Below are 26066 nucleotides of genomic sequence, written 5' to 3' on the forward strand. Positions count from 1 at the left end.
GGATAATCGCTTGCCTCTTGCCCCACCGTCTCGCGGCCGGAAGATCAATATATCATGATCTCAAAACCAATACTGGTGGAATTCCACACAACAATCTACAACATACAACATTCGCTTTCACTCTTCTGTTTCTTCTGCCGATTCGAACACATTTTGCCGCGGTACCTGCGTCATCGCCATCTCCTGTCTAGTCCAATATTCGATATTCGAGTACAGCTCAGCATCATCTAACTCAACTTCAGCCGATGGATGATTCATTCCATCGCGTGTATCCGGGTTGTTATGGATCAATTCGCGTTCCCTCCATATGAGAAGTGTAATGCCCGTGTCCATTTATGTTGTCCATCTTATCGTTTTTATGAGCAGCAATACCCTAAGAACATCACAAAGCCATTTACACCAACAATCAACGACCGTAACCTCTAAAAATCAGGAATTTATACTCGTATTTAGTTATGGTTATCCTCCCCAATTATCCGAAATGGACAAAATCAGGTTGTGTGTAGACATGCGCTTGGGGAAATCCTATGCATGAAATCCTGCTTTTTTGCTGTATGCTATCGGGCAGGCAGGATGCGCGCTTAGAGGTTTGCATGGTCAATGAGGGAACGCGGACGGTAGCGGATTTCGGTTCTTTGTATATCGAAGGGGCTAAAGATGAGGGCACAACCATTCCTAGAGTGATCATACCATCCGATGCATGCGGGAGAATGGAACCATAAAAAAGCAGAAAACATGGCCGTCAGCCTGTCTCTGCCGCACAACTTACGTTTCCCGCATATCCTTCGCTATAAATCCTTGCTGCTTCAATGTCTTCGCAACATCCGGATAGCCGCCGTTGTAGTGAGAGCCTGCGTAAAAATCGGCAACACGCTTCGTCCAATCGGTTTCCGGCATGCCTTGCGCTGCCAGAAATGAGCGGTAAGCCGCATTATATTCCCGTAACCGGGAAGACAGATCATCCGAGCTGTACGTCTCTTCGTGGCGTACCAGCTCTATTGGCAAACGCGGCTTTTGGTCAGGTTTTTCGGATGGATAACCCAAACACAGACCCGCAATCGGGATAACATATGAAGGCAGCTCCAGGAAACGGGCAACCTCCAGCATCGAACGGCGAATGCCGCCGATCGGAATAATGCCGAGTCCGAGCGATTCGGCAGCCGCGATCGCATTGCCCATTCCGATGCCAACATCCGTGGCTCCTACTAACAGGACATCTACATCCTCGATTGCCGCAAAGGAGCCGCCTTCTATCTCGCTCGCCGCGAAAGCGCGCTGAAAATCAGCGCAAAAAACAAGAAAGACAGGCGCTGACGCAACATGAGCCTGATTGCCGGACAGCCTGGCCATCTCCTGTTTGCGAGCCTCATCCCGAATGACCACGACAGAAACTTGCTGACCATGAATCCACGATGGCGCTGCCTGTACCGCGCGCAGAACCGAGTCCAGCACTCGCTCAGGGACAGGTTTATCTGCATACTGTCTGTAGGAGCGATGATTCATTAATGTACGAATGACATCGTTCATGTGGTCATTCCCCCTCTTCGTCTGTAAACAAGCCAGGCAGGCTCATATACCGCTCGCCAGTATCCGGCGCGATGCAGAGCACTCGCTTGCCCGGACCAAGCTCCTTGGCAAGCTGCATGGCAGCCCAAACGGAGGCGCCTGAGGAAGGGCCTACCAAAATCCCTTCTTCACGAGCCAAGCGACGCGTTGTAGTCAATGCATCTTCATCCGTGACCTGAACGATACGATCGTATACGGCTGTGTTCAGAATCGGAGGAACGAATCCCGGGCTTGTCCCGACAAGCTTGTGCGGTCCGGGTTTTCCCCCGGACAACACGGGCGAGCCCTTAGGCTCGACCACATGAACAATTAATTCGGGCAAATGCTGCTTCAGCACTTCTCCCGTTCCGGTAATGGTTCCCCCTGTTCCCGAAGTGGCGACAAATCCATCCAATCTTCCGTCCATCTGTTCCATTATCTCCAGCGCGGTCGATTTGCGATGAACATCGGGGTTGGCCTTATTTTCGAATTGCTGCGGGATAAAGCTGCCCGGTATTTCATCGCGCAGTTCCATGGCCTTCGCGATCGCGCCAGGCATACGCTCTGCTGCCGGCGTAAGCACCACCTCTGCGCCGTAAGCCCGAAGCAAATTGATCCGCTCCATCGTCATGTTGTCAGGCATGACCAAAATCGCCTTGTACCCTTTCGCTGCGGCATTCATAGCCAAGCCGATCCCTGTATTTCCGCTCGTTGGCTCAATGATCGTCGATCCGGGTTGGAGCAAGCCGCGCTTCTCCGCTTCTGCAATCAAATTCGCTGCAGCGCGGTCCTTCACGCTTCCGCTAGGATTAAAGTATTCCAGCTTCACGTATATTTCGGCTGCCGGAGAAGCGATAATCCGGTTTAACCGCACAGCCGGCGTATCGCCAATCAACTCATGCACCGAACTTACCATGCGCGGACACATGCAGGCCAACTCCTTAGCTGTTGTTGTGGTTTCGAGACAACTTGTCCATGGAGAACTCATCGACAATCCCCTCAGGACCGTAAGCCAGTTCGCCGTCCCAGCTCAGCATGCCTCCCAGGAAATTGTGAACCTTTTCGAATCCATTCATTTGAAAATACTTGGCCACATTAAAGCTTCTCTGACCGCTGCGGCAAATAAACACATATTCCGCGTCTTTGTCAAAGTGTTCGACCAACTCCGGTATATGCCCCATAGGCACAAGCGGAACGCCCGGAATATGTCCGGAAATGAACTCCTCGGGCTCCCTGACATCTACCACATAAATATCGGATTTCTCCGGATCATCCAGCAGCTCCGCAAGCTCATTGCGATCCAGATGCGAAACACCTTGGATTTCAGTCGACATATATCTCCTCATCCTCCTGACTCCATTCTCATTAGCAGTATCGTAACATGATCGATTCCGAAACACAACGAACAAAAGCCGGGCAAAATCTCGGTTGATGTCCGTGTCTTTCGAGCGCATTTTTCTGCGCAATCTGATATGGAAACAACGAAAAACCGCAGTCCACATATACATGAAGCTGCGGTTACCTGTTCTATTAGAAAAAATCAGGGTTGCTATTTCTTCAACCACGCGATGGCTTCAACCATTTCTCCAGCTCACTTACTTGCCGATGCTCCCTTCTAATCAGCGCTTCCCATTCATCAGACAGGCGATCAAAACTATCCCGTTCATGACGCGAGATGGCCATCGCTATCCCATAACTGAATGCATCCCAAGCTTTAGCGAGCTCGTCAAAGCGTTGAGCATTCGGATAGCCAACCATTTCCGCAAAGTCCCCTATTTGTTCTCTCTGCTTGATCAAAATGCGCTGAAACCCGATGATCTTGTATATCTCGTTATGCAAATTTCGTCCATCGTCATGCAGATACAACTTGCGCAAAAGCGTCACGTACGAATGTCCTGCTTCCAGGTTCGACTCAAGCGGATAGTCCGCCGCAGCTTCAGCCAGCGATGCTAGCATAGTCATACGCGCCAGCTCGCTTCGGCTCTCCTCCGGATCGTGCACAACAATCGTAAGGAAGGGGGCAAACCCCTCACGCGTACGATAGTTAAACGGTGTGTCAATCATCAAGCGAAAACGCTCCGCATCTAACGGATAATCCTTGCCATGAAACGTGTCAAAAGCTAAAAACTGCCCGCTCGAAGCATCTCTTCCAAGCAAGAGCTGCATATTCCAATAGTCATTATCAATGGGAGCAGGGTCCAGAGCAGAATAACGCAAGTTGATAAAAAAAGGAAGAACTGCATGCTGGGCTAAATAGGTATCCGCATAGGCGGACGCATGATCGGGAGAGCCGATATCCGGATACACAGCTTCCGCGCCGATTCGGCTTAGCAAACGGACCATGGCTTGTTCCGGATGCTCCGACAGGAGAAGAGGTTCGTGAGGCAAGTGCTCAAGCTTGAAAAACTTTGGAGTCAGACAAAGGCAAGCAAAGGGAAAAGACACCTTTACATGATGCATCAACACATTATAGGCACAGGCTAACACGCAATTATAAGAGGATTGAAGCTTCGTCTTTAGCGGCAACATATCATCCCGACCTTTCGCTTTTCAGACTTGCAGCAAAAAAGTCCGCAATCGCGGCGGCTGCTTTATGCTCAAAGGCTAGCAGCTCAGTTAACTCCGATTCAAGCCTCCGCCAGTCTTCCAGCTTTCGCCTCACGAGTGCGAGTCCCAACGAACGCTTGAAGGCATAATGCCGATCCAGCCACTCTTCCAGTTCCCCGGTTGGCGGGTATCCAAACCGACGTGCCGTCTCACAGAACAGGAGTCGAATACGCACGACAATGTCTTGAAAATTCATATACTTGTACTTCTCTTCTGCTGTCGGTGCGGCTGCGGTAAATCGCTTCATCGCCATCATTGCTGCCTTGCCGTTTTGCAAATTTTGCTCGTACGGATAGCCGCAGGCAATAGCGGCCAGCATAGATGGCCGAACACGAAACCGCTGCAGCTGCTCCTGCACGAACAGCGGAGGGTGCGTAAATTCGATCTGCATAAAGGGCGTGAATCTTGACCGAAATCGTCTGTTATAAGCTGTATCTATGGCCTTCTTCAAATGAGCGGCGCTCATCTCGTAATGGACGTCTTCGAACTGGTCATACATTTTTAGCCGCTCGCCTTGTCCCCTGCCAGTGATCAAGTGATAATGCATCATGTCATTATCGAAGGAAAGCGGTGTTAGAATATCATATTTCAGATTAATGTTCACGGGCACGACAAATCCTTGTGCAAGCTTGCGGCAGGCGAAATCAAGCGCTTCCTCGGGATTGCCGACATCGGGATAGCACAATCGAATGCCGATGCGTTCAGCGAAACGCTCCGCTGTAACTTCTGGAGATTCAGGAAGCAAATAGAGATGATAGTGATATAAATGAAGCAAGGTTTCTTGCAAGACTATGGATTCGAACTCTAGCTGCAGCTTGTGGTTGTGCTTCAATAAATGATAAAGTGATGCCAGCATGCAGTTATAGGCGGACTTCCATTCCATACGCTCCTCCTTTCCCGCCGGCAGTCGCGGACACATAGTGCTCCATAATGGGCTTGACCTTGGCGTACCACTCATCCAATGTCCCGTCATAATGCGCGAAACTCGTGGGAATGAGGGAAAAAGGTGTTTCATCCAGCCAATCCAGCTTTTCCAGTCGATTGAGCCGATAGAAGTCCTCCATGCCGGACAAAGGCCGGTTCAGCAGCGATCCGGGACTGGCAGCCCCTGCCGTGCTTGCCTGCGCGGCATCCTTCAGCGCTTGTACGATGAGCGGAGTGGTTCGTTCATAGGAAAACGCAGCAGCCCGCTCCAGGGCCTGCGCGGCAAAAGTCTCATGCTTCTTCTTGTTCTGAAGCAGCTGAACACAGTACTCGACTACTTGACTGCGATCCATTTGGGGCAGACTGCCCTCCCAACTGCAATCTACCAAGTAGCCATCCTCGCCGTGGCTGACGATCTCTCTGAATCCGTTCCAACTCGTACAAACGACTGGCAAGCCCCAGGCTTTTGCCTCAATGAGATTGTAGCCGAATGTTTCTCCGATATCGGTAGACAGATTCAGCAGGACAGCCGCATGGCGAAAAAGAGCATCCTTCCTCTCCCCCACTACTGGTCCCGTCAACTCTACTGATGGAGCGAGCTGCAATTGCCGGATTAAAGCGTTCACTTTTCGTTCATACTGCTCCACCTGATCGTCTGAGTGACCGGTATATTCTCCGGCAACAATCAGCTTCGCATCCGGCACATGCTGCACAATGCGGGCGAAGCATTCCAGCATGATATGAATGTTCTTCACATCCTCCAGTCTACCGATGGACAATATCGTAGGTGTCCGTCCGATCTCCTCCATGCTCACCTCGTTCCGCACTGGCTGCCGAATGCCAAGCGGGATTTTGCGGGCAAGTTCGTACTTGGACGACAGATTCGTCAGCGCCTGCTTGCTGCTTTCCGAACTGACCATAACCACGTCGCGTTCTGTTAGCCAGGGAACAATGCTCACCCACAGCTTTAGCCAAAAGGCGGATCCAACGCAATGGGCGATGCAGCTGACACCTAGATCAAGCCCGGCATGATTTCGAGCCATCAGCACGACGGGGATCGTCGTCGGGAGATTCAGATAGAGCATATTAATCCCGTAGGTAGAACGTATTTGCTGCAGGACCGCTGCAGCATGATCCAGCGAACCTGGAAGCCCGTTCACCAAGCTCTCGAACGACGCTCCGAACAATTCACGCACATAACTAGGAGGAATGACGGTCACCGGCATATACTCGCGCAAATTGTCCAACCATTGCTTCTCGACTACCCGCTGGTTGATGCGCCTCCACTGTCTTCCCAAGTAACCGACAGCTGCTTCATTATTCATTTCATCTCACTTCCCGGTTATTCTAAATGCCAGAGCCTCTACCAAACGGGACAGCTGAGCCTGATCCGCAAGCAATATACTGTGGTGAAATACAATGCTATTGGCATACGCATACTCACAATTGGCCAGCGGTCCGCTTTGCCGCTGCAGCGCTTCCATGTACGCTGCGCCAATTGCATGGCGCCTCGGGTGCGGCCTGAACAATGGGTTGCGGTAAAGCGGCTTATACGCGGAATGCAGCAAAAAATCTCCCATTTGCAAATCCTGCTGCAAGTGCGCAATAAGGTCATGAGCGGATATTGGGCACTCTTGGGGGTCGAGCTGCAGCACGTAACCGTAATAGGTGCGCTGCTTGATTCGCGGATCCTTACGCATTACTTGGACTCCCTGAATTTGCGAGCATTGATGATCCAGCCAACCCGCATGTGCTTCACGCATCCGATTTTGCCGATCTAGCCTGGGCAGCTGGTCGAGCAGCACGGCTGCCTGAAATTCGGACAGGCAGCGATTCGTGCCGAATCTGGGCATGCCCTCGTCCAAAGACATCGGGAACAACAACTGTTCGGAAGGCGCAATGCGGGTGCGTGCATTCCAAGCCGAGGCCTCCAGCCGATCTTTAAGCTCATCCTCGTCTGTAATAGCCGCTCCCCCTTCCCCGCAAGTCAACACCTTTCCCTGCTGCATCGAAAATACGCCAATATGCCCCAAGCTGCCGGCCATTCTCCCGTTCCAGCTGGCTCCGTGGCTGTGTGCAGCGTCTTCTATCAGGTACAGCCCATGCTTCTCCGCCAGTGCCTGCATAGCGTCCATATCCGTCATATTGCCATACATATGTACAGCGAGAATGGCTCGGGTACGCTTCGTCATAACTTGTTCAACCGCGTGTACATCCATACAAAGCGTATCTCGTTCTACATCAGCGAACACCGGTACAGCATTGACCGAAATTACCGCCAAAGCAGGGGCGACCCAGGTAAGACCGGGCACGATTACTTCATCGCCGGCTCCTATATCGAGCGCTTCCAATGCAGCGATCAAAGCAGATGTCCCATGATCCAGCGTTACACACCAACGGACGCCGTTGTAGGCGGCAAATTGCTCGGCAAACTGCTGCTCCCTTGTAGGCTCACCGGTATAGGGCCCGCTGATCGCCCACCTGCCGCTTTCCAGAACCAGCCTAAGCTGCTCCAATGTCTCTTCATCCGCAATCGGCCACCGCGGCCACCCCTGCTGCTTAATCGACATGGCCATGCGCCTTCACCGCCTCTTGACTGCATGCCATGGCATGCACGGCTTCCCGAACTAGCGACTGGGGGACGAATGTTATGCTGGAGCCAGACTCCTTGTTCATTCGGCCAAGCCCATTCAGCAAGACGAAGCCAATGTGATCAGGCTGGCTTTGCCTGTAACCCCTCTTGTTGTCCTTAAGCCAATAAGCTTCCATTTCCGCCATCTGCTGCGCGGACACTTTGACCTTGACCCCGATCTGCCGCAACAAATCTTCGTGTAGCCGGACTTCATACTCGGAGAGCAAGCCGAAGCGCTCCGCAATGTAGGCAGCGCATCTCATGCCGAATCCCACGCACTCCCCATGAGAATAGCGCCCTTTGCAGGCTAATTCCAAAGCATGGCCTACAGTATGGCCATATTCCAGCACGAGCCCTTCGTTACGCTCGTATGGATCATGCCTCATGACTTCCGTTTTGGCATCGATGCAAAAATCAATAAACCGCTCCATCTCCTGATCCGTGTAGGGGCCAAGCGGGCGAAGCAAAGTTCGGAACTCAGGAATCCGTTCCGGCTTGATTGCCAGCAGATTCTTGACAAGCTCGCACAAACCAGAGCGAATTTCGCGCATCGGCAGCGTGCGGAGAAATGTCAGCTCTACACAGACGGCACGGGGCGTATAGTAGGTGCCTACGAGATTTTTGCCATGCCGCAGATTGACAGCTTGCTTCAAAGATAGAACAGAATCAGATGCAGCCATTAATGTAGTCGGAATATGAATGAGCGGCAAGCCGCGATACAACAAAGCTGCCGCCATGCCTGCCACATTGCCGGCCACCCCGCCGCCCAGCGCGACCACCGCTGTGCGGCGGTCCGCCCCCCATGCTACGGCTTGCTCGCAAATATGCTGCACGGTTTGCAGATGTTTGTTGGCTTCGCCAAACGCCGTTTCGATAAGGTGCACCTTCCCATGTTCTTCAAAGGCATGCAGCGTACGCGCTTTAATAAAAGGAGGCAGCTCCTTGTCCGCAATCAGGATAAACCGATCCGCTGATAATGCCGCGATGGCCGGACTAAATTGATCGAGCGCACCGTCTCCGCATAGAAAGGCATAAGCATGGGCACCGAACTGAATCGTCCTTTCTAGCATAATATCCCTCCCTTATTTGGATTTGCTGTGAATGATCATTTCAGCAATGCTGGTGACCAATCTCTCGCCAACCGTTGCTTTTCCACGTCCTTTCAAAAATGGCCCTTTGCTGCTGATTACCTCAAAGGAAAGCTCCAGGCAATCGCCGGGTACGACCGGATGGCGCCACTGTATTTCCTTCATGGATGCGATCATGCCGATTTTGCCGGGATGGGCGTTCTGCGGCGCCGCAAACGCCGCAATCTGCGCAATGGCCTCTGCAATCAGCACACCAGGCATGATCGGCTGATCCGGGAAATGGCCCGGGAAGAACCATTCGTTCCTCGTCACAAGCTTTATGCCTTTTGCAGCTTTCCCAGGCTCGCATAGCGTAACCCGATCAATAAAGAGAAACGGATACCGGTGGGGCAAAACTTGCAAAGGATCCATCAGGACACCTCCTGCTTATAGTTGGCTGTTAGTTCGCGAAGAAACTGAATTTCTGATTTCAGCAAGGTTCCATCAGGCAGGCCAAACCATTCCAGGGTTACGGCGTCTTTGTAGCGATAGCGGCATAACCCTTCCATTACAGTGCGGATGCATACCTGGCCTTCGCCTAGAGGACGGAGCTCATCGAAACAGCCAGACGGATGGTACACATTGGACATGGCGAATTGCTTTGTCCGTATAGCCGCATTTTTCACGTGCACATGACGAATATACGGATGCCATTCATCTAGAACAGACTGGGGGTTCACCCCGAATTCCCAGACATGGTAGGCGTCAAAATTGATGCCGATCTGCTGCCAACCGTTGCGGGAAATAGCTTGGCAGAAGCGGTCCACGCCGGCTGCCCGGTCGAGCAATGTGCCCGGATGCGTTTCGAATGCCACTTGTACGCCATAAGGCTCTGCGACACGATTGATGCCCTCGATCCGCCTGAACCACTGCTCCCAATCCCGTTCTACGGCCAAGCTCGAGGACAATGTGCCGCTGAACAGGCGAAGCACCGGAATCCCCAGCTCGCGGCACGCATCGAGCTTGTCGAGCAGACGCTGTTTCCATCCGAGCAGAGAAAAGTCTGTTAAATCCAAGTAAGCGCTCATCGCATGAATGGGGAATGCAGAGGCAAATTGGCGAATATCCGACCGATGCCGCAGCCAATGCGGCTCCCACAGCTCCAGTCCGTCGCTGCCGCATTCTTCGGCAAACCGGATGATCTCCCGATACGAATGCAGATGATAGCGAAACGTCACTGTGGCAATCGTCCATTTCACTTCAGGATCACCTTCCCTCCCTAACAATATGGCTTTCATCCAGCTTTGCGCGAATAAAGTGTTCCATTCGTTCCAAGGATTCGAAGTGGCGAAGGTCGACATGCCTATAGTCAATCGAAATCGCAAAGCGTTCTTCCAGCGCATCGATCAAAATAATCAGCGACATCGAATCCAGCACAAGCGGCTCGCTTGAACCCCACTCTTCCTGCATGCCGCTGAAGAAGCACGAGGAGGATACGATTTCCTTCAATTCCTGTCTAAGATCCGGCTGTTCCATTGCTGCACTCCTTCAACAATTCCGAGCGAATGATCTTGCCTGCCGCCGACAGGGGGATTCGCTCGACGGAATGAATTTGCTTGGGAATTTTATAATCGGATAAAAAGCGGCGCAGCCAATGCTGCAGCACGGAAGCGCGGACACTCCCCCGCTCGTTCCAGACTATGAACAGATGCAGCACCTGTCCTCTTGTTGAATGCTGCGTGGCTGCCGCACAACATGCATCAACATGCGGATGGCGCAAGGCCGCCTGCTCAACTTCCTGCAAACGAACTTTCAAGCCGCCAATGCTCACGACATCATTCGTACGGCCTCGAATATAGAGAAACCCTTGCTCATCCTGATCGACTAAATCCTCCGTCAGCAGCAGGCCGCCAGCCATGCCCTGCTCAGCATGCCAATTGGATTGAGCCTGCACATACGGACAGCAATCCAGTTCAATAACCCATTGCCCATCCTCTTCACGCCTCATTCCCTTCAAGTGAGCAGCAGGTCGGCCGACAGAGCCCGCAGCTGCACCGTAAAAGTCAACCGAAATATACCCTACTTCGCTCATCCCGTACTGCTGGCCAATCGACATGCCGAACCGGTCGCGATATTCGGCAAGCATCGATGGGGGCAGGCTGCCGCCGGACGACAGCAGAAGCGCTGACCGCAATACCTGGTCCCGATCCTGCCGGGAGGCTTCCAACCCTTGTGCAAGCAGCTGATAATGAAAGGCGACACCGTAGACGTGAGTGATAGGCCATTGCTGCATGGCGGCTGCGAGCGCTTTCGGCTGAAGAGCGGTTGGAAAAAGCACCGTTCCGCCTTGGCGCAGCGTGAATAATGCTGCCGAGATCAGCCCGAAAGAATGGCTGATGGGCACGAGACAGTACGTCACGGACGAAGCGGCAGGGGCCCCGGGCTCTTTGCTGTACTGCGTCCATTCGGCTTCCAGAGAAGCGAAGCTGCGGATGATTCCCTTTGGCATTCCTGTAGAGCCCGAGCTAAAGAGCATGATGGCGGCATGCTCCGCTGTTGCGGACTCCCGTGCTGCAGCCGCTTCCCTCTCTGCCAAACGCGGGCCTTCCTTCCAATGCCAAGGTACTTCCATTTGAAAGGCGTGCAGGCGATTGGCATTTCCCGGGGACACGATGAAAGCATGCGGTGAAAATTGATTCAGCCGCTTCTCCTTGTCCTGGTCAGTCAATCGCTGGTCGAGAATCATGATACAGCAATTCGACTGCCATGCAGCCAGAACCCATTCCAGCAATGCAACGGAATCCGGAATATCCAGGGCGATTCTCGAGATATGGGCTCCTGCCCGCTGCAGGATGCGAAGCTTGTCCGAGATTCCCGCTGAAAGCCGGCCATAGGTGACCCGATTCGTCCCGCATACCAGGGCAATTCGATCCTCTCCATATGCCGGAAGCTTCATGATTCGCCTTCCTCCCAGCAAGAGCCCAGCAATCCGCGATGCGCAGGCAATGCCGATTTATGGCCTACATAGCGCTGGCGAAACTGCTGCAATGACAGTGCGCCCTGCAATCGTCCACGGCCCAAGGCATGTTCAGTCCTCTCCAAAATGACTGTCATCGCTCCACCGATCCAGCCGTCAGCAGTTCCCTGTGCCTCTTCCCATGCGCGGCTTCGCAGTGAGGGAACGTCACATGCCGTCAGCACCACAATGTCCGCGTAATCGCTTGTGATCCAATCCGTTGCCATATCGAGCATGATGCTCCAATTGTTTCGGCTTGAACCCAGACAAGTCATCGGCCCGTGTATCGCCAGCTCTCTTGTCAGCAAGCCAATTATGGCGCTAGGCACCGATTGCGGGAACATGATCGGGCTCAGCTTCTTGCCCTGCAAAATATCATGCCAGCTCTCTTCCTCTGTCACCGCATCTACGAACATGCTTCCCAGAGCAATGCCGACTCGTGCAGGATCGGGCCAGCCCCCTTCTTCCCTGCCGGCTGCGCGCACAGCTTGCTGCACGCTGTGATAAACAAGCGGATTGAATGGGGACCGTACGAATCCTCTGATTTCCGGCAGCGGATCGCCGGCCCGTTGCTGATGAACCACAGGAATGACAGCGCCCTCATTTCGTGCATGCACTGGTTGCCCATTGTGCCAAGCCTGTTGCTGTGCCGCTATACGGTTCACCCTGTCCACCTCCTTCTGAACAGTAGACTGCAATTGTTGCCGCCAAATGCGCAGGAATTGGACAATACCGTATGCAGCATTTTGCGGCGCGGCCCCTCTGTTACATAATCGAGGTCCAATTCCTCGTCAGGTCCCAAGTAATTTGCAGTAGGCGGGATGATCCCGTGTTCCATCGCATAAAGGCTGATAACCGCCTCCACCGCTCCTGTTGCTTCCAGCATATGGCCAGTTGACGACTTCGTCGAACTGACGGGTATGCGAGCGGCTTGATCGCCGAAAACCTGCTTCATCGCCCGGGTTTCTGCTATATCATTCAGCGGCGTCCCCGTGCCGTGGGCATTGATATAGTCCACCTCTTCAACCGGACAGCACGCCTGTTTCATCGCCATGCGCATGGCGCGGGCCAGGCCGCTTCCGCTTGGATCCGGACGGGTGATGTGGTATCCGTCGGCGCTTATGCCCCATCCGCATAGTTCTGCGATCGGATCGGCCCCTCGGGCTTTCGCATGCTCCCATGATTCCAGGACCAGCATGGCTGCGCCGTCGCCGATCAGCAATCCGCTGCGCCCTTTCGAGAAAGGCCTGACTACATCCTCTGCCATGGCGCGACTTGAATCGAAGTTGTAGTAAACGAGCGGATGCAGGACATTAATGCCGCCGGCCAACACGAGCTCGGTCCGGCCGTTGCGAATCATGTCAAAACCGTATCCAATGGCGTTGGCCGAGGCTACGCAGGCATTGGTGAATGCCAGCCGACGCGCTTCCGAACCAATGTGCTTCGCGACAAGGTCCGCTTGAACGAATGGATTTCGCTCCATATTGTCGGGCGCCGGCTTGCCAGGTTGGTTCCGCATGAGGCAGGTCTGATAAAATTCCCTGGAATGCATGCCGTCCCCCAAATTGCCCACAGCGACTACAGCACGGTGCAACCTTTCCTGATCGCTCAGACTCTGTAGGTCAAAGCCAGCCATTTGCAAGGCATCATCTGTACATTGCAAGGCAAAGGTTCGATAGGACTTGTCCGGGACGGACGCCTCCGCACCGCGTTTCGCATATGTAGCTGTTACATCAAATCCTTGTATCTCGCGAAACCGGTGCTTCCCCGCAAAAATCGTGCTGGCGAAGCATGCAGTGCCGCGACCGAATGGCGTAACAACACCGTAGCCTGTGATGACTACCGTCTTACCCACTCGCTTGCCGCCTTTCCAGATAGCTCGCCAATTCAACGAGATTCATGTTCCCGACTTGCTCCACCTCTGCATCCGCAATCCGGATGCCATACTCCTCTTCCAGGTTGACAATCAGTTCAAACATCGAGATGGAATCCAGCTCAAATGCCTGCTCAATCGGATGGGACGGATCAACCCGATCCGGGACTTCGACATTCATCTTTTCCTTGCATACTTGCCTGATGAATGTCTCCACTGCAGCGCTCTTTGCATCAGTTTTGATTTCCATTCCTTCCTATACCTCCTTTGGATTCAATAGAAAAGGCTTTCCTGTCGGTTCCGTCGAGAATGCAGCCCATCACCTCCTTTCCAACATGTCGCGCGCTATGCCTTCCCTGCATGCCTTCTGCTTCCGGATTTCGGCGCATAAGCTGCAGCTTCGCTGGGGGGCAAAACGAGCCGTTCCCTGCCAATCCATAAGCCTGCCAATAGCGACAGGACCGCTGTCACTGCGCTTGCTTGAAATACCCATATGATCGAGTCAGCCAGGTACGAAGCAAGGTTCTGTACGCTCGGATCTGTACCCCCGCCTCTCTGCAGCCATTCATGGACAGCTTGAAGCTGCGACGGGGAGACTTTTCCCTCCTCCGCTGCTCGGTGAGCGAAACGCTGCATCTGAATAGAGCCAAACACACTGACGCCTATAACACCGCCAATACTGCGGAAGAACGGAACAAGCGCATTGATTGTGCCCCGGTGTTCCTGCTCCGCTCCATGCAAGGAAGTCGTAAACAAGACCGGAAACGACAAACCGAGACCGCCGCCTACAAGGATCAAACTGCAAATGGTCAGCCAGTTCGACGAATGGGCCTGCACCGAACCGAGCAAAACCGTTCCTAAGACAATATGGGCACCTGCAATTAGCAGCGCCTGTCGGTATGAAATTTTTTCTACTACCCTTCCCCCTACGACAGAACAAACCACCAAACCCAGCATCATGGGCATTAGCATATAGCCGGAGCCGGACACGCCATTTCCGGATACCAGCTGCATATAAAGAGGTATGTACATGATCGTTACCATCATGACGGCCCCCTGTAGCAAGCCAACAACCTGGCTGACCGAAAATCTTCTGCCGCCAAACAAGTGCAGCGGGATAAAGGGCTCGGTTGCCCTCCTCTCCACCCAGATGAAACTGGCGAACAGGACAAGAAATGCTAACAGGATGCCTGCCGTTGCCGGTGAATGCCAACCGAATGAAGAACCTGCCCATTCGAACACAAGCAGCAAAGCAGCAAGCGCGCCAAAGAGCAATAGCAAGCCTTGCCAATCGAGACTTGGTGAGTGCTGCCCCCGTTTTTCCGTATAAAACCGAATCAGCAGCAGGACAGACAGCAACCCGAGCGGCAAATTCATATAGAAAATCCAGCGCCAATGCAAGTATTCTGTGAGAACGGCCCCGATAATCGGACCAAACACACTGGCGATGCCGAACACCGTCGCCAGAAATGCCTGCATGCGCGCACGCTTGTCTACTGGAAAAATATCAAAAACAATGGCGAAGGCTACCGGCATGATGGCACCTGCGCCGATGCCTTGAATGCCGCGAAATAAAACTAAACCGGCCAAGGACTGCGCATATCCGCAGAGCGCGGAGCCGACGATAAAAACAATCAACCCGGTGAGAAACATGCGCTTGCGTCCGAACAGATCGCTCAGCTTGCCGAAAATCGGCATGGCAACCAGCTCTGCGATCATATAAATAGAAAAAATCCAAGAATAATATGTCATTTCCCCCATTTCTGTTACGATTTGCGGCATGGCTGTTGCTACAATAGTTTGGTCCAAAGCCGCAAGCAGCATGGCGACCATAAGAGCGGACAAGACGCCAAAGGATACTTTGGGTGTGTTCACAAAAGCTTCTCTTCCTCCTTTCCATACAAGCCAGTACAGCTTTCTTGCTTTTATAGTAAAACATTTTCCTTCGCAGTTATGCCCTGGATTCCCCCTAGGAGATTCCGAAAAACCCCTCCCTCACATACAGGAGTTTTGCAAAGCCTTCAGGCAATCGTCGAGCAGCTGCTTCCGCATCGCCTTATGAGCGGCTTCCTTGCGGTTCCTCGTCCGAAGCTTGCGATTAATCGAGGTAATGTAGTTGCTGATAGAATGCTCTTCAATCCGCAGCAGTTCCTGTATCTCTGACGTGTTTTTTCCCAAATACACATAAGCCAGCAGTTTTTTCTCTTGCGGGGTGAGCATTTTTTGAGTCCGTTCTTTAAGCAACCGGGAAAATTCGCTGCGCAGAGCCGCTGCTGCGGAAAAATGGATGGACGCCCGCTCGCGGGCCGCCTCGCGTATGACTTCCAAAATTTCTTCGTGCCCAGAGTCTTTGACTACATAGTTGGTTGCCCCGTACAGCAGCGAATTCCATACCGACTTGCCTTCCCTGGAATCTGACAGCACAATCACTTTGACATCCGCTTTCTGTTCGAGAATTTCCTGAATCCAGTCGAATTGTTCCTCCTTCCCTTGACAAGGGGCTGACCACAGCACGACATCCACATCCAGATGAGAGAAGACCGCCATCGCAGCTTGCAGTGTGGCAACGGCACCGACTAGCCACATATCATCTGTTTGTTCCATATACCCCTTTGTATGCTCTCTCCATTCCGCATCTTCGTCGATCAACAGGACGCGAATTTTCATAAATTTGTTTACCACCCCATTCATCAAAATAGCCGACACGCCGCCCCCCTTCCTAGTCTCTTTTACGATTGCATAAGAGCATTTCCTCTTTGCAGCGTATATATATTTTTCCGTCTTCCAACACCCGCATGAGGAGTCCATGTTGTCTGCTCGGCCAGAAGGGATTTGGCCGCAGGGTGGCGAATAGGTGATGCATGAAAACTTTAGTGATAGCAGAAAAACCGGATATGGGCCGCAACATTGCCGCCGTGATTGAACCGAAGGCTCGGAATAAACGAACGCATCTGGAAGGTGAGCAGTATATCATTACCTGGGCGATCGGGCATTTGATCAGCTTGGCCGAGCCGGATAAATATGATGTGAAATACAAGAAGTGGCAGTTGCATGACCTTCCGATCCTTCCGCGAACATTCAAGCTTGTCCCTTACAGCAAGACGAGAGATCAGCTCCAGGTAATAGCAGATCTCGCCAAACACTGCAATCGACTGGTGAACGCATGCGATGCGGGACGCGAAGGCCAGTATATCTTTTATTTGATCCAACAACATCTGAAGCTAAAGCAGCCTGTCCAGCGTCTGTGGATCTCGGATTTGACACCGGAGACAATTCGGAACGGATTTGCCCAGCTGCGGGATGGCGCAGCGTATGAACACTTGACGAAAGCGGCCAAGGCGCGAAGCGAAGCAGATTGGCTGATTGGCATGAACGGCACCAGGGCTTTCACCACGAAGCATCAAGTGCTGCTTTCCGTAGGGCGGGTACAAACTCCTGTACTAGCGCTGATCTATGATCGTCAGAAGCAAATGGAGAGCTTTGTCTCGCAAACCTTTTACAGTGTGATCGCGGCATTCCAGCAAGATGACAACATGTATAACGGCCACTGGCAAGGCGAACGCATTGAGGATCAGAAGCTGGCTCAGCGCATCGTGGAAGAAACAACCGGTCAACCCGGCCGCATTGAGCAGTACGACAAGAAAGAAAGCAAGGAGTATCCGCCCAAGCTCTATGATTTGACGCTTCTACAGCGGGATGCCAATGCGAAATTCGGCTTTTCTGCCAAGAAGACACTGGATGTAGCTCAGGCGCTTTACGAGAAGCATAAAGTGATCTCATATCCGAGGACAAATTCGAACTACGTGACAGAACAAAACATTCCCGAAATGCACCGCGCCTTGGAATGTATCCGAAAGTCTTCCTATAACGAGCTTGCGTCGACGGCTGACAAACGTTTCGTGCATCGGAATAATGCGCAAATATGCAACCCGGCGAGAGTAGAAGACCATCACGCAATCCTCCCTACTCATAAACAGCCAGGAAAGCTCGGAGCGGATGAAGCTAAGCTATACGAGCTGATTGTCCGCAGATTTCTCAGCCATTTTCATCCTCCCGCTGTGTATACTGTGCACACCATTCTAACCGTGGTGGGAAAGCATCCATTCAAAACCACAATCAAGGAACGGTTGCAGTTTGGATGGAAGATACTGGATCAAAAGGAGGAGGGAAAGAAGCGCTCACGTTCGCGCTCGGACAGCGAGGAAGAAGAAACAGAAATCGAAATCCCGTTCGTCTTGGATGCAAACAGCGGTGTCAGCTGCGTGAAAGCGGAAGCCAAGGAAAAGCAAACCCAGCCGCCCAAGCCCTATACGGAGGGCACCTTGCTGAAGGCCATGGAGAGTGCGGGTCGACAGGTGGAGGATGAACAGCTGCGAGATGCCATGAAGGATAGCGGATTAGGCACACCGGCCACACGCGCAGCTACCATTGAGAGACTGAAACAGGTGGGATATATTCAGATGAGCGGCAAGCGAATTGCCATCACTCAGAAGGGCAGGACTGCAATCGAGGTTATTCGCAGGGCAGGCATTCAGCTGTTGACTTCACCTGAAATGACGGGCATGTGGGAAAAGCGCCTGCACGACATTTCACGCGGACTCGCGTCCGATGAAGCCTTCATGGAAAAGGTTAGGCAATTTGCCACAATGATCGTGGACAAAGTACGTGTGCAGCAGCGCGCAGAGCGGTCAGCCTTCGGCGAAGATGCGGACAGCCGGGGGTCGGGGAGAAGGCGCAAGTCAAGCATTCCTCGCAAAACTGGGGATAAGAAAAACGGGTCAAAGCCCGTTCAACCGGCGGGACAGAATCGAATGATCGCTCCTTGCCCAAGGAGCGGCTGCGGCGGCAGCATCATTCTCGGCAGAAAAGGATATGGCTGCACACATTACAAGGCAGGCTGCGGCTTCGTCATCTGGAAGGAGAGCTTCGGCAAGACGTTAACCGAAGCGATGGTTCGTTCGCTGTTGACGAAAGGCCGAACCAGCTTGTTGAAGTTCAAGGATGCCGACAAGGGCGACATCAAAACCCGCATTGTCCTCGCTGATCCGAATACCGGTTCGTTGAGGCTGGAATAAAAAAATGGTTGGGCAGGAACTTCGTTCCCCCAACCATTTTTTTGCGTGTATCTCCATCTCAGGCTTTTCTCCTTGACAGATGAATAAAGGTTATGGACAAGGCCAGCACCAGAATCGTTCCCTTGACAATATCATGCGAGTAGTACGGAAGATTCATCATGGTCAAGCCATTGAGCAAAATGCCAATCAGTACCGCGCCGAAAAATGTGCCGATTACGTTCGGCTTGCCTGCGCCGAATACGGAATACCCTACGAACACAGCCGCTACCGATTCCATAAGCAGCGGAGCGCCAGCGTCGATTTGACCGGACCCAACCCGCGCCGCATACAGCACACCGGCAAATCCCGCCAATGAGCCGGAAAGCACATAGGCAGCCAACCGCACGCGATTGACCTTAATGCCGGACAATCGGGCAGCTTCGCGGTTGCCTCCGGTTATATACATCTGTCTTCCCCAACGGGTATAGCGGAGAAGAATATGCACGACCGCAACAGTCACAAGCAGCAAGATGACCGGGAATGGAATGCCCCACAGCTTGCCTTGGCCTATCCATAGAAAGCTGTCGTGGAAAGTGCCAGGCGCCTTATCTCCGTTCGGCATCAGCATTTGATTATAAATCGAGTAGCCTTTTGTGAACGTTTTTTGCACCCCTGCAATGATGTACATCATTGCAAGAGTGGCAAGCAGGTCGGGTATTCGGATGCGAACGATCAGCAAGGAATTCAGCATGCCGATGCAAGCCCCCAACACGACGGGAACGATCAAAACAATGTACAGCGGCTGCTCGTACCAAACCATCAAGGCTGCCGCCACGACTGTAGCCAGCGATGCGGTGGAGCCAACAGATAAATCAAATCCGTCAACGATTTGCGAGATCGTTACCCCGATTGCAATAAACGTGACAATCGCGATGGAACGCAAAATGTCCGTAATATTGCTGTAAGTCAGGAAGTGCTCCTCCGTCAGGGAGAAAAATACAAACACGCCGATGATGACTACGATAGCGCCATATTTGAATGTTAGATCAAGCAACCTGTTATTGTTCATTGTCCTCTGCCTCCGTTCCGCCGCTGGCATAATACATGATGGTATCCTGAGTCGCTTCGTCCCTCGTCAATTCTTTGACAATCCGCCCGTCGCACATGACGAGTATCCGATCCGCAATCCCGAGAATCTCCGCTAGTTCGGAAGAGAAATAAATAATTCCTTTGCCCTGCTCTGCCAATTCTCCGATCAGCTTGAACATATCGCTCTTGGCGCCGATATCGATTCCCTTGGTCGGTTCATCGAATAAATAAACATCCGCTTGAGTCGGCAGCCACTTGCCAACGACCACCTTCTGCTGATTGCCTCCGCTTAACAGCCCCACCTTCTGCTGAACATGCGGCGTCTTCACGCCCAGCTGCTCGACCATGCTGCGCGCGTGCTCGGTTTCCCGCTGCGTCTGCAGAAAGCCTGCTCGGCTAAATTGCTTCATCGTCGGGACAGTCAAATTGTCGCGCACGGATTCATCGACCAGGATGCCTTGCTTCCGCCTTTCCTCCGGCACTAATACAATCCCGTTTTGAATAGCCTCGAACGGCTCCGCAAAACGGTGGGATCGTCCATTCAGCCGGATGCTTCCCGTATCCGCACGATCTGCCCCGAATAGGACACGGGACAGCTCTGTCTTGCCGGCTCCGACCAGCCCGGCAATACCAAGAATCTCGCCTTCCCTGAGAGAGAAATTCACATTTCTAACCTTTTGCCCATACTGAAGGTTTTCAACCCGCAGCAATTCGTTCCCTATTGGCACACTCAGCTTCGGAAACTCTTCCTCAAAGGCTCTGCCAAGCATATTCTGAATAACAGCGGGAATCGTCGTTTCCTTCACGGACTGAACGGATACGACTTCTCCGTCACGCATAACCGTTATCCTGTCGCAAATGTTGAATACTTCAGGCAACCGATGAGAGATGAAGATGCATGCTACCCCGTCCGCTTTCAATTGGCGCATAATAGCGAACAATCTCTCCGCTTCGTCAGAGCTTAGCGGCGCGGTAGGCTCATCGAAAATCACCACCCGCGTCTGCTGTACGACTGCTCTTGCGATCAGCACGAGCTGCTTCTGTGAAATCGACAGTTCATCAACCTGCATCGTTACAGGAATTTCTGCGCCAAGCCGCTTCAGCACAGCTGTTGCTTCCCGCTTGATGCTTCCCCAGCGGAGCCAGCCGCTTCCACTTCTGCGGCTCATCCGATCCATAAAGATGTTCTCCGCGACTGACAAATTGCCGACAAGCGCCGTATCCACTTCCTGATAGATACAAATGATCCCGTGAAGCAGCGCATCTGAAGGAGAGTGAATCGCAATTTCCCTCCCTTCCAATTGTATCGTGCCTGAATCAGGGGTATATGCGCCGGATAAAATTTTCATTAACGTACTTTTGCCTGCTCCGTTAGCCCCAAGCAGTGCATGAATTTCCCCTGAATGAACGGAGAAATCTACGTTCTTCAGCGCCTGCACGCCCGGAAAGTTTTTCGTGATGCTGTTCATCGCCAATGCTGGCTGCATAGGGAACGGACCTCCTTGCAATCAATGGAAACCCCATCGGACGGGCCGATGGGGTCGGTTCAGCTCTATAGGGTTCACCAATTATTGTTCAATTTCCTTCATCCAGTCTGTGTAGCCTTGCTCGCTGCTTCCCCAGCCTTCTACATACTCGGAAAGCTCTTCAGTAGAAATCTGTTCTTCAGGCAGGTTGTCTGCCGACACAAAGACGGGCTCCAGAATAACCTTCTCAGGTGTTTCATCCCCATTGAACTTTTGGTACAGGTAGCGGACTTGTACGCGACCAATATCTGTCGGATCTACTGCAGCCGAAGCGATCCATGGATTAGAAGGATCTTGAATCATCTGCAGGTCTTCGTCGCTCATGTCAATGCCATACACTTTAATTTCTGTGCGGCCCGCTTGTTGAATGGCCAATGATGCGCCCTTGGCGAATTCATCCCAAGCTGCCCATACTGCGTCGATTTCGCCTTCCGGATATTTCTTCAGCAAGGCTTCCATCTGAGACTGGGAATCCAGCAACGGATTGGAGGCATTGCCGAACGAGGCGATTTCGGTAATGTTCGGATACTTCGCTTGGAACTCCTCATAAGCGATTTGTCTGCGTTCCATTGGTGCAAAGCCGGCAACCCATACTTTTACAATATTGCCCTCTTCCCCAATGTCCTGTGCCAGACGATCCAGCGTCAATTCCGCCATTTTCTGGTCGTCCTGCTGAAGGTCGGTTACGCCTTCCATTTCCATGGCAGCGTCAAAAGCGACTACCGCAATTCCATTGTCCAGCGCTTTTTGCACGCCTGCTTGCAGCGCATCCTTATTGCCATGGTCGATCAGGATGCCGTCAAACTTTTGGTTGACCGCTTGATCGAGGTTGGATGCCATCTTGGCAATGTCGTTGTCAGATGCGAAAACGGTCACTTCGCCGCCAAGCTTCTCTGCCTGTTCTTTCACACCGTTAATATATTGCGCGGAGAATGTACCCGTGTTGAACTGCATGATCAGTGCAATCTTCTTGCCGGCCAGATGATTCTCTGCTCCAGCATCCTGTGTCCCAGCATTGCTTTCTCCTTCGCTGTTTGCTTCATTGCCGACATTGCTTGCATTGCCGTTGCCGCCATTCGAGCCACAAGCTGCAAGCAAAGCTGCAGTCAGGACAGCGACGAGAAGCAGCATGATGATACGTTTGGTTTGTGCCATGTTCTGTTTCTCCCCCTGTGAATCTCTAAGTAGTAGTTTTAATTCCAACCTATTAGATTGGAATTAAGATAATAATAGGTATAGTAGCATTGATTGGAGGGTTCGTCAAGAGAAGGACGCATGCTGCATGAAGGGAGAATTGGCTTCAACTACTGCATTTGTTAGAATGGAAGGAACAGTGAAGGAGGAGCTCATCTATGGCACGCACACGCAAATTGTTGACCGACGACGATTTTCAAGAAGCCATGAACAAGCAGTTTGCCGTTCGCGTATTCGAACATGACCATCTTATAAGCGCAGGCGGACGGATCATCCGGTTTGACGATAATCAGGTAGTGATTCAACAAAGCATCAGCGATATCGCCTATCACGCCAGAGCGTCATGTGATTTCTTCGAAACCAGGTAAGATAGTCCGCGCGGATTAATCCGCGCGGTCGAAGTACTCGTAGAGAAATGACTCGCCATTTCGATAAAACCGGGGGTCGTAAATGCCAATTCGCTTGCCGTCGTCTTCCACGACAACGAACGGGGACCATTCAAACAAGGTTTTCGCCTTCGGATTTTCAGCGAATAGCGTATCCAGATCCGCCCCTTCTGCCGAAGTCAGCGTCGCTACTTCCTCCATTTCCTTCCACACCGTTCCCCGCTTAATCTCAACCTCGTGCTCTCTCTTGCCTATAACCGTGAAAAAACCTGGAATAAAGTCTGCAGACAAAGCAACCTGTTCGTATTGTTGTCTTGCCTCATGATGCAATACAGCCCCTTGTGCAGTTTGGATGGCCACATGCATGGCCAATAACAGCCAAACTGCTCGATATACATGATGCTTCTGCCAACGACGGCCATAACGGGCTACAAGAAATCCGATGCCCATGACAAGCCAGAATACGAGATCGACAATCGGAATCGTGCCGAACGTGATGCGCACCGAAGAGAAAGGCTCCAGGTAGCCTGTCCCCCATGCATTGAATAGATCGCTCGTATTATGAATGCATACCGCAATAAGCGCGGTCACATACCAAATCCATCCGCGCACGCCGAAGATCAGTCGAGCCAATCCGGCAATCAAAGCCGCCCAAACGGGAGCCAGGAAAATGGAATGCGTGATGCCTCGATGCCACATCTGATAGCGGCCGGCAGTGTCCCACCATGCCGAGATTACATCGATGTCCGGAATCTGCGAGCCCGTTACGGCAGTCAGCAACAGGACACGCTTTTCCTTTACGTTCATGTTGGATTTGTTGACTGCGCCATACAGCGTCAAGCCGAACAACGTGTGCGTAATGGTATCCAACGAATTGTACACCTCCACGTAAATCAGTCCTGCGCTATATTATACACATTTTTGCGTGCTATCGCGAAAATGCACGGATCAAACGAACCACTTGCCCGGTTTGTCTCGCTGCCCATTCCGGCGCATGCGCCATAGCCTCCGCCAAATCAACCGGACCCGGTACGATGGAAAACGCACTGGTTACACCTAGTTGGTTCAGCTCGTTAGAGGTCAGCTCTACTTTCCCGGTCAAGGCTACAACCGGAACACCCAGCTTGCGGGCGGGACCGCTTAATCCTTGGATGACCTTGCCCGAAAGTGTCTGACTGTCGAGCTTTCCTTCTCCCGTAATAATCAAATCAGCGTCCTGAATTTGCTCTTCCCATTTCACGACACGCATCATCGTCTCAATACCGGATTCGAACTGCGCTTGCAGAAATGCCATAATAGCCGCGCCAATGCCGCCAGCGGCGCCACCGCCCTTCCAGGCAAGCATGTTCAATCCCTTCTGCCGCAGCACCACTTCGGCAAAATGGTTGAGCGCGCTGTCGAGCAGACGAACCATTTCGGGAGTTGCCCCTTTTTGCGGACCAAATACAGCCGATGCGCCTTGGGGTCCGCACATGACATTATCCACATCACACGCTACTCGAAATACAGCCTCCTTGATTCCCGGATGAATAGCGGAATCATCAATTCGCTTCAAACCGATTAAGGCCGCCCCGCCTTCCGACAACGGAACGTCATCATGGCCGTAAAACTCCACGCCCAAGCCGCGCAGCAATCCCATACCGCCATCATTCGTCGCACTGCCGCCGAGACCGATAATGAACTCTCTATATCCTCGGTCTAGCGCTTTGGCAATCAACTCGCCTGTGCCTTTGGAAGTTGCATGGAGCGGATTTCGCTTTTCCTCTGGAACCAGATGCAAACCGGATGCTTGCGCGGTCTCGATCACTACGGTTTTTCCGTCAGCCAGTACGCCATAGGACGCTTCCACAGGACGGTTGTCCGGTCCGCTGACGATCTCGGTAACAAGCTCGCCTCCCGCGGCCAACACGATGCTTTCTACCGTGCCTTCCCCTCCGTCGGCAATCGGAATCTGCACGATTTCCGCTTCTGGCAACTCACGATGCACCGCTTCGGCCATCGCCTGGCAAAGTTGTTTGGAAGAAGCCGAACCTTTGAATGAATCTGGTGCCAATACAATCTTCACTGTAGTCCCCTCTTTTTTCTCATTTTTTTGGCGCTATGCACGATTAACGGCATGGAAAGGTTCCCCTTTCATAAATCTGCTGACATTCTCGACAGCTGTATGCAGCAGGCGTGTTCTGGCTTCCCTGCTTGCCCATGCGATATGCGGCGTAATGATGCAGTTGTCCAGACCGAACAGCGGACTGCCGGATTTCGGCGGTTCGGATTCCAGCACATCCAATGCGGCCCCTGCAATCACGCCCTCTCGCAAAGCGGCAGCAAGATCGGCCTCGATCACCAGCTTGCCTCTGGCCGTATTAATAAGCAGCGCATGATTTTTCATCTTGGCCAAATTCCCGCGATGCATCATGCCTGCCGTCTCTTCTGTCAGCGGACAGTGCAAGCTGACAACATCCGAGGTGCGCAGCAGCTCATCTAGGCCGCACTGCTCAATGCTGTGCAGATTGGGCTTGGGGGTTCTCGCATATCCCTTCACCTTCATGCCGAAAGCGGCCGCCAACTCAGCTGTTCGCAACCCAATTCTCCCGAGACCGATGATGCCCATCGTCTTGCCGGCCAGTTCCGTTAGCGGATAATGCCAGTAGCAAAAATCATTCCCTTCGCTCCACTCCCCACGATGAACCGATTGGCTGTGGCTGCCGATCCGGTGGCAGAGCTCCAGCAACAGCGCCATAACAAATTGGGCGACAGAGTCGGTTCCGTAAGTTGGCACATTGGAAACAGGAATGTTTCGGGCAGAAGCAGCCTCCACATCGACTACGTCGTACCCGGTGGCCAGCACGCCGATATACTTCAGCTTTGGCAGCAGCGCGATCGTGGCAGAAGTGAGCGGCGTTTTGTTCGTCAGCACGATGTCCGCCTCTTTCGCCCTCTCCACAATGAGCTCCGGAGATGTCCGTTCGTAGACATGAAGGGTTCCTAACGCCTGCAGGCCTTCCCACGACAAATCTCCCGGATTCAACGTATATCCGTCCAGCACTGTAATCTGCACAATCCATTCCTCCTTAAAATGCAGGCGCGTTATCTTTAGACTAAAGAGTAACGCGCCTGAATGCGAACGAGCAATGCTTTTGACTTAATTCAATAAAA

The 26066-nt window shown here is 52.6% G+C and carries 26 protein-coding genes; 2 read left to right on the plus strand and 24 right to left on the minus strand.

Annotation, left to right across the window (positions count from 1 at the left end; genetic code table 11):
• Positions 1-117: 117 nt before the first annotated feature.
• From XYCOK13_RS08340 to XYCOK13_RS08425, 18 genes are all read right to left on the minus strand, one after another.
• Positions 118-291: a hypothetical protein gene (locus XYCOK13_RS08340; protein WP_213411638.1), complete on the minus strand. Its 174-nt coding sequence runs from the start codon at positions 289-291 to the stop codon at positions 118-120.
• A gap of 474 nt (positions 292-765) precedes the next feature.
• The gene (locus XYCOK13_RS08345; protein WP_213411640.1) at positions 766-1527 is read right to left on the minus strand and encodes a nitroreductase family protein; all 762 of its coding nucleotides are present in this window, start codon (positions 1525-1527) and stop codon (positions 766-768) included.
• Between the two features lie 4 nt (positions 1528-1531).
• Complete coding sequence (cysK, locus tag XYCOK13_RS08350; protein WP_213411642.1) at positions 1532-2473, minus strand: cysteine synthase A; 942 nt, start codon at positions 2471-2473, stop codon at positions 1532-1534.
• Between the two features lie 13 nt (positions 2474-2486).
• The gene (locus tag XYCOK13_RS08355) at positions 2487-2879 is read right to left on the minus strand and encodes a rhodanese-like domain-containing protein (protein ID WP_213411644.1); all 393 of its coding nucleotides are present in this window, start codon (positions 2877-2879) and stop codon (positions 2487-2489) included.
• Positions 2880-3102: 223 nt separating this feature from the next.
• A complete protein-coding gene (locus XYCOK13_RS08360) occupies positions 3103-3888 on the minus strand; it encodes a hypothetical protein (RefSeq protein ID WP_213411646.1) in 786 nt (261 codons plus the stop codon).
• Between the two features lie 187 nt (positions 3889-4075).
• Complete coding sequence (locus XYCOK13_RS08365) at positions 4076-5035, minus strand: hypothetical protein (protein WP_213411648.1); 960 nt, start codon at positions 5033-5035, stop codon at positions 4076-4078.
• A complete protein-coding gene (locus tag XYCOK13_RS08370) occupies positions 5013-6401 on the minus strand; it encodes a glycosyltransferase family 4 protein (protein WP_213411649.1) in 1389 nt (462 codons plus the stop codon). Before XYCOK13_RS08370 ends, XYCOK13_RS08365 begins: the two co-directional genes overlap by 23 nt.
• Before the next feature lie 6 nt (positions 6402-6407).
• A complete protein-coding gene (locus XYCOK13_RS08375) occupies positions 6408-7652 on the minus strand; it encodes a DegT/DnrJ/EryC1/StrS family aminotransferase (RefSeq protein ID WP_213411650.1) in 1245 nt (414 codons plus the stop codon).
• Positions 7636-8778 carry a 2-deoxy-scyllo-inosose synthase gene (locus XYCOK13_RS08380; protein ID WP_213411651.1) on the minus strand — a complete coding sequence of 381 codons (1143 nt, stop codon included), beginning with the start codon at positions 8776-8778 and terminating at the stop codon, positions 7636-7638. The genes XYCOK13_RS08375 and XYCOK13_RS08380 overlap by 17 nt, the downstream gene beginning before the upstream one ends.
• Positions 8779-8790: 12 nt before the next feature.
• Positions 8791-9207 (minus strand): 3-hydroxyacyl-ACP dehydratase FabZ, encoded by a 417-nt coding sequence (fabZ, locus tag XYCOK13_RS08385; protein WP_213411652.1) that lies wholly within the window; start codon positions 9205-9207, stop codon positions 8791-8793.
• The gene (locus XYCOK13_RS08390) at positions 9207-10034 is read right to left on the minus strand and encodes a sugar phosphate isomerase/epimerase family protein (RefSeq protein WP_213411653.1); all 828 of its coding nucleotides are present in this window, start codon (positions 10032-10034) and stop codon (positions 9207-9209) included. Before XYCOK13_RS08390 ends, fabZ begins: the two co-directional genes overlap by 1 nt.
• 7 nt (positions 10035-10041) lie before the next feature.
• Positions 10042-10311, minus strand: a complete 270-nt coding sequence (locus XYCOK13_RS08395) for an acyl carrier protein (RefSeq protein WP_213411654.1) — start codon at positions 10309-10311, stop codon at positions 10042-10044.
• Positions 10292-11731 carry a class I adenylate-forming enzyme family protein gene (locus XYCOK13_RS08400; RefSeq protein WP_213411656.1) on the minus strand — a complete coding sequence of 480 codons (1440 nt, stop codon included), beginning with the start codon at positions 11729-11731 and terminating at the stop codon, positions 10292-10294. Before XYCOK13_RS08400 ends, XYCOK13_RS08395 begins: the two co-directional genes overlap by 20 nt.
• Positions 11728-12456 carry a beta-ketoacyl-[acyl-carrier-protein] synthase family protein gene (locus XYCOK13_RS08405; protein ID WP_213411658.1) on the minus strand — a complete coding sequence of 243 codons (729 nt, stop codon included), beginning with the start codon at positions 12454-12456 and terminating at the stop codon, positions 11728-11730. The genes XYCOK13_RS08400 and XYCOK13_RS08405 overlap by 4 nt, the downstream gene beginning before the upstream one ends.
• On the minus strand, positions 12453-13646 hold the full coding sequence (locus tag XYCOK13_RS08410) for a beta-ketoacyl-[acyl-carrier-protein] synthase family protein (protein ID WP_213411659.1): 1194 nt from the start codon (positions 13644-13646) through the stop codon (positions 12453-12455). Before XYCOK13_RS08410 ends, XYCOK13_RS08405 begins: the two co-directional genes overlap by 4 nt.
• On the minus strand, positions 13639-13914 hold the full coding sequence (locus XYCOK13_RS08415; protein WP_213411660.1) for an acyl carrier protein: 276 nt from the start codon (positions 13912-13914) through the stop codon (positions 13639-13641). The genes XYCOK13_RS08410 and XYCOK13_RS08415 overlap by 8 nt, the downstream gene beginning before the upstream one ends.
• Positions 13915-14009: 95 nt before the next feature.
• The gene (locus XYCOK13_RS08420; RefSeq protein WP_213411661.1) at positions 14010-15539 is read right to left on the minus strand and encodes an MDR family MFS transporter; all 1530 of its coding nucleotides are present in this window, start codon (positions 15537-15539) and stop codon (positions 14010-14012) included.
• 120 nt (positions 15540-15659) lie between these two features.
• The gene (locus tag XYCOK13_RS08425) at positions 15660-16331 is read right to left on the minus strand and encodes a response regulator transcription factor (RefSeq protein WP_213411663.1); all 672 of its coding nucleotides are present in this window, start codon (positions 16329-16331) and stop codon (positions 15660-15662) included.
• Positions 16332-16525: 194 nt separating this feature from the next.
• Here XYCOK13_RS08425 and XYCOK13_RS08430 point away from each other — a divergent pair, with 194 nt between their 5' ends.
• Positions 16526-18739 carry a type IA DNA topoisomerase gene (locus XYCOK13_RS08430; protein WP_213411665.1) on the plus strand — a complete coding sequence of 738 codons (2214 nt, stop codon included), beginning with the start codon at positions 16526-16528 and terminating at the stop codon, positions 18737-18739.
• Between the two features lie 58 nt (positions 18740-18797).
• Here the strand turns inward: XYCOK13_RS08430 and XYCOK13_RS08435 are convergent, their stop codons facing one another.
• The 3 genes from XYCOK13_RS08435 to XYCOK13_RS08445 form a co-directional block, all read right to left on the minus strand.
• Positions 18798-19787 carry an ABC transporter permease gene (locus XYCOK13_RS08435; RefSeq protein WP_213411667.1) on the minus strand — a complete coding sequence of 330 codons (990 nt, stop codon included), beginning with the start codon at positions 19785-19787 and terminating at the stop codon, positions 18798-18800.
• Complete coding sequence (locus XYCOK13_RS08440) at positions 19777-21294, minus strand: sugar ABC transporter ATP-binding protein (protein ID WP_244865070.1); 1518 nt, start codon at positions 21292-21294, stop codon at positions 19777-19779. Before XYCOK13_RS08440 ends, XYCOK13_RS08435 begins: the two co-directional genes overlap by 11 nt.
• An 81-nt stretch (positions 21295-21375) precedes the next feature.
• Positions 21376-22488 (minus strand): sugar ABC transporter substrate-binding protein, encoded by a 1113-nt coding sequence (locus tag XYCOK13_RS08445; RefSeq protein ID WP_213411669.1) that lies wholly within the window; start codon positions 22486-22488, stop codon positions 21376-21378.
• Between the two features lie 197 nt (positions 22489-22685).
• On the opposite strand from XYCOK13_RS08445, the gene XYCOK13_RS08450 reads away from it, so the two are divergent.
• A complete protein-coding gene (locus XYCOK13_RS08450) occupies positions 22686-22895 on the plus strand; it encodes a hypothetical protein (RefSeq protein ID WP_213411671.1) in 210 nt (69 codons plus the stop codon).
• Positions 22896-22910: 15 nt separating this feature from the next.
• Here XYCOK13_RS08450 and XYCOK13_RS08455 read toward each other — a convergent pair whose 3' ends face one another.
• From XYCOK13_RS08455 to XYCOK13_RS08465, 3 genes are read right to left on the minus strand one after another with little or no spacing between them, the layout of a single operon-like run.
• A complete protein-coding gene (locus XYCOK13_RS08455; RefSeq protein ID WP_213411672.1) occupies positions 22911-23783 on the minus strand; it encodes a metal-dependent hydrolase in 873 nt (290 codons plus the stop codon).
• A gap of 58 nt (positions 23784-23841) precedes the next feature.
• Entirely contained in the window at positions 23842-24978 is a 1137-nt protein-coding gene (locus XYCOK13_RS08460) for a glycerate kinase (protein ID WP_213411673.1), read from the minus strand.
• Between the two features lie 33 nt (positions 24979-25011).
• Positions 25012-25968, minus strand: a complete 957-nt coding sequence (locus tag XYCOK13_RS08465) for a D-2-hydroxyacid dehydrogenase (RefSeq protein ID WP_213411675.1) — start codon at positions 25966-25968, stop codon at positions 25012-25014.
• Positions 25969-26066: the final 98 nt, after the last annotated feature.

Source organism: Xylanibacillus composti, assembly GCF_018403685.1.
In the GTDB taxonomy this organism is placed as follows: domain Bacteria; phylum Bacillota; class Bacilli; order Paenibacillales; family K13; genus Xylanibacillus; species Xylanibacillus composti.